Below are 4,836 nucleotides of genomic sequence, written 5' to 3' on the forward strand. Positions count from 1 at the left end.
ACAAGCGCCGCAACGAAATCGAGCGCCTGTTCCGCCGTCTGAAAGGGTTCCGCCGCATCTTCAGCCGCTTCGACAAGCTCGACGTCATGTTCGCGGCCTTCATCCACTTCGCACTGATCGTCGAATCGTTGCGATAGTGTTAACATGCCCTAGTCCGGCATGTCCCGGGCGGCATCCCCCGCATCCGCCGTGTTCCCGGGATCGGCCGCGCCCGCGCACGGCAGCCCGCGTTCCTCGCGCAGGATCTCCAGCACGCGGCCGATGACCACCGGATCGCGGTAGAGCGTGTGCCCCTGGTCCACCACCAGGGTCGAGCGTGCGCCCGGCAGCAGTGCGCTTTCCAGCGGTACCTGGCCGTCACCGCCCTGCCCGTGGAGATCGCCGGCGATGGTGTGGTAGCGGATGCCCGGCGCCGGCAGCAGCGATTCGCCGGCCCGCCGCACCGGTTGCGGCGCGCGCAGGGTCCAGATGCTGTCGAGCCGGGCGAAGCGGTAGCTGTCGCGCACCTCCTCGCGCACGTCCTCCGGGTGGGCCAGCGTCACCTCCTTGAGCGCCTGGATCTCCGGTGCGCGGCGGGCCACCAGCGCCCGGGCCAGTCGCCCGGCGAAGCCCGATGCGGCCGGGCCGCCCTTGTGCGGAGCGGCGAGCATGACCACCGCGCAGACCTCCGGATACGGATCGAACAGGAAGATGTCCTGGATCGCCGCCACGTTCTCCGCCGCCCCGTGGAGCTGCCCGGGGGCGACGGTGAACGCCGCATCCCACAGCACCCGTCCGCTGTCGACCGCGAGCAGGCGCGCGACCACTCCACCCAGGCTGTGGCCGACCAGCACATCTTCCCGCGCGCCGGGTCGTCGCCTTCCGGGTCGAGCAGTTCCCACATCCGGTCCAGGTACGTGCGGACGCGTTGCCTGGACACCAGCAGCGGGGCGTTGGTCTGGAATACGACGTGGATGACCTGGTAGCTGTCGCGCAGCACCGGATCGGCCCAGATCGCGCCGGACAGTTCGGCCCAGATGATCGGGTGGCTGCCCACCCCGTGCACCATCACCACCGGCGTCTTGCGCGGGTCGTAGTCCGTGAGCAGGTAGGCGCCCGCGCGCCGGCCGATGCCATCGCCTCCGAGCAGCCCGTAGACGCCCAGCCGCGGAAGGCGCGAGGCCATCGCGCCCTTCCAGTAGGACGAGAACGCATCGAACGAGAGCCGCATCCCGCGCCCGCCCACGGTGGTCGACGGCGTCGCCACCGGGTCGACGATGCGCACGACGGGGACGTCGTCGCCATGCTCGATCCAGGCGGTGGCCCAGCGGTAGATCCCTTCCGGCGTGTACAGCGCACAATCGGGCGCATCGGTGCAGCGGTCGGCGCGCAGCACCAGTGGCAGGCCGAAGCCGGGCTGGCGGAAGTCCCAGCCCGGCGGCACCGGGACATCCTGCGCCGGGGTGATCGTATAGGCACCGCGGGCCATCGGGCTGGCACCTTCGATCCGTAACTCCAGCTCGCGTCCGGCGATGCGCCGCCGCCCGGGTTGCCATCCGCCGGGATGGCGGCGGAACAGGTCCAGCAGCGCCCGCGTCGAACAATGGTCCGCCAGTGCGATTCCCGCATCCGGCAGGGCCACCTCCCCGTCCAGCGCGGCATGGGCCGCGGACGCGCAGTCCAGCCACAGGCGCGTGCGGATCGACGGGTCCGGCTCGCGCGCCGCGGGGCGGGCAAGCGCGGCGGCCTCCTGCTGCGTGCGTGGACCAGCCGCTGCGGCGGCAGCGGAAGGTTCGCGGGGCGTGGCCACGCAGCCGGCCGCCACTGCGGCCAGCAGCAGCGTCCCGCGACGGATCGCCGGTGCCGTCGCGTCCCGGACGCGGATGCGGCCTGGGTGCCCCGGCACCTGTTCGATCGCTGGAGAGGGCTTCCTGTGCACCGGCATGGCACCCGGGAAGGCGGCGGGATGGGAACCGGAATTTACCGGGCCATGGCCCCTGCCGCGTCAACGCGATGGGCCGGCCTGTGCGGTGCATGCATGCGGCGCCCGGGCACCTGCACCGCCGACCGGCAGGGCGCCGCCGGGGTTGCGGTGCGGAAGCCTCCAGCTCCCGCCACGGCATGCCGGCCACCTGGGACCGGACGCGCATCGCGCCCGTACTGCCTACCCCGTCACGCGACAACTGCGCCGGCTCACCGCTCCAGCACCGCCAGTGTCCGTGGCTTGACCTGCGTCAAGGCCGCCGCCGACCCCGCTGCCGAAAAATGGAAGCGGTTGTTGGTGTTTGGTGAACGGTGTAAGGTCCTGAAACTATAGCACTTTCAGCCGCTTTCTTTTATCCCGTCATGAGGAACCGTCATGGGTAATACGAGAAAGTTGTGGCTGGGCCTTGCGGCCCTGCTCATCGTCTCGTTCGGCGTGCTGCTGTGGGCCGGAGGAGAGATCTTCCGCGCCGCACCGCCCGTGCCCGAACGCGTGGTGAGCGAGAGCGGTCAGGTGATCTACACCCGCGCCGACATCGAGAAGGGCCGTCAGGTGTGGCAGTCGATCGGCGGCATGCAGCTCGGCTCGATCTGGGGGCACGGCGGCTACGTCGCGCCGGACTGGAGCGCCGACTGGCTGCACCGCGAGGCGCTCGGCGTGCTCGACATCTGGGCGCGGCAGGAGGGCGCGGCGAACTTCCATGCGCTCACGCCCGATAAGCAGGGCATGCTGCAGGCGCGCCTGCAGCCGATGATGCGCAAGAACACCTACGATCCCGCGACCGGCACCATCACGCTGGACGAAGACCGGGTGGCGGCGATCTCCAACGTCGCCGCGCACTACGAGAGCCTGTTCGGCAACGACCCGGCCACCGCCTCGCTGCGCGAGGCCTACGCGATGAAGAACGACACGATCCCCGATGCCGACCATCGGCGCGCGCTGACCGCGTTCTTCTGGTGGACGGCGTGGGCGGCCACCACGGAACGCGGCGGCGCCGCCGGCGACACGCTCGCCCCGAGCCAGCCCGGCGTGGTGGACAAGCGCGTCACCTACACCAACAACTGGCCCGGCGAGCCGCTGGTCGGCAACACGCCGCCGCCGTCGCTGTGGGTGTGGTCGGCGTTCTCGGTGCTGTTCCTGCTGGCCGGCATCGGCCTGCTCGGCTGGCACCACGCGCGCACGCACCAGGAGGAGCACCACACCTTCCCGGCCAGCGATCCGCTGGCGACCCTGCGCGTCACCCCGTCGATGCGCGCCACCGCCAAGTACTTCTGGGTGGTGCTGGCGCTGTTCCTGGTGCAGATCCTGCTCGGCGCGATCACCGCGCACTACCAGGTCGAAGGCCAGGAGGCGTACGGCCTCGCGCTGTCGGAAGTGCTGCCCTACTCGATCACCCGCACCTGGCACACGCAACTGGCGGTGCTGTGGATCGCGGTGGCCTGGCTCGGCACCGGCCTGTACATCGCGCCGGCGCTCTCCGGGCATGAGCCGAAATTCCAGCGTCTCGGGGTGAACTTCCTGTTCGTGTGCCTGCTGATCATCGTGGTCGGCTCGTTCGCCGGGCAGTGGCTGGCGGTGATGCAGAAGCTGGGGCTGGAGCACAACTTCTGGTTCGGCCACCAGGGCTGGGAGTACGCCGACATGGGCCGCTTCTGGCAGTGGTTCCTGTTCATCGGCCTGCTGCTGTGGCTGACGCTGGTCGGCCGCGCCCTGTGGCCGGTGCTGCGCGGGCCCAAGAGCGACACCAAGTCGATCGTCGGGCTGATGTTCCTGTCCACCGTCGCCATCGGCCTGTTCTTCGCCTCGGCGCTGATGTGGGGCGAGCACACGCACATCAGCGAGGTGGAGTACTGGCGCTGGTGGCTGGTGCACCTGTGGGTGGAGGGCTTCTTCGAGGTGTTCGCCGCCGCGGTGATGTCGCTGATCTTCGTCCGGCTCGGCCTGATCCGCGCGCACACGGCGACGGTGGCGGTGCTGTTCGCCACGGTGATCTTCCTCGCCGGCGGCGTGCTGGGCACGCTGCACCACCTCTACTTCGTCGGCACGCCGACCGCGGTGGTGGCGCTGGGCGCGAGCTTCAGCGCGCTGGAAGTGGTGCCACTGGCCTACATCGGCTTCGAGGCCTACCACACCTACAAGCTGGGCAAGGCGACGCCGTGGATGGTGCGCTACAAGTGGCCGATCCTGTTCTTCATCGCGGTGTCGTTCTGGAACCTGGTGGGCGCCGGCCTGTTCGGCTTCCTCATCAATCCGCCGCTGTCGCTGTACTACATGCAGGGCCTGAACCTGACGCCGCTGCACGGCCACACCGCGCTGTTCGGCGTGTACGGCATGCTCGGCATCGCGCTGGTGCTGTTCAGCCTGCGCGGGCTGCGCGGGCAGATGCGCTGGGACACGCAGGCGCTGAAGGTGTCGTTCTGGTCGTTGAACATCGGCCTGGCGCTGATGGCGCTGCTGACGCTGCTGCCGCTGGGCACGCTGCAGCTGCTGGCGGCGATCGAGCACGGCTACTGGTACGCACGTTCGGCGGACTTCATGCAGAAGCCCATCGTCGACATGCTGGTGTGGCTGCGCGTGCCGGGCGACACGGTGTTCGCCATCGGTGCGCTGGCGCTGACCTGGTTCGTGGCGCGGCTGTGGATCTTCCCGCGCCGCGAGACGGTCACCGGCGGGGTGACCGAAACCGAACGCTGATCCGCGAGCAGGCGTTCGAACCCGAGCCCCGGCCTCGTGCCGGGGCTCTTCTTTGGTTCTTCTCCCAACTGAGGGGAGAGAGGCGCACGGCCGACCCGGCAGAATTGTTGTTCTCGAGGCAACAAAACGGGGCCGGCCGTGGCCGAAGTGGATTGTATGTCCCAGCTGGGTGGCTGGAA

The 4,836-nt window shown here is 69.6% G+C and carries 3 protein-coding genes and 1 pseudogene; 2 read left to right on the plus strand and 2 right to left on the minus strand.

Translation table 11 applies throughout. The features are described from left to right. A pseudogene (locus CR938_RS13795) lies at positions 1-137 on the plus strand (IS5-like element ISCARN85 family transposase); the annotation flags it as partial. A gap of 12 nt (positions 138-149) precedes the next feature. Here the strand turns inward: CR938_RS13795 and CR938_RS13800 are convergent. After that, positions 150-581: a hypothetical protein gene (locus tag CR938_RS13800; protein WP_162125541.1), complete on the minus strand. Its 432-nt coding sequence runs from the start codon at positions 579-581 to the stop codon at positions 150-152. Further along, positions 539-1,918, minus strand: coding sequence for a lipase family protein (locus CR938_RS13805; RefSeq protein ID WP_162125542.1), 1,380 nt, complete (start codon positions 1,916-1,918; stop codon positions 539-541). The genes CR938_RS13800 and CR938_RS13805 overlap by 43 nt, the downstream gene beginning before the upstream one ends. 420 nt (positions 1,919-2,338) lie before the next feature. Here CR938_RS13805 and CR938_RS13810 point away from each other — a divergent pair, with 420 nt between their 5' ends. Beyond that, positions 2,339-4,657, plus strand: a complete 2,319-nt coding sequence (locus CR938_RS13810; RefSeq protein ID WP_162125543.1) for a nitric-oxide reductase large subunit — start codon at positions 2,339-2,341, stop codon at positions 4,655-4,657. The last annotated feature ends 179 nt before the right edge of the window (positions 4,658-4,836 follow it).

This window comes from Pseudoxanthomonas taiwanensis, from assembly GCF_010093135.1.
Lineage (GTDB): Bacteria > Pseudomonadota > Gammaproteobacteria > Xanthomonadales > Xanthomonadaceae > Pseudoxanthomonas > Pseudoxanthomonas taiwanensis.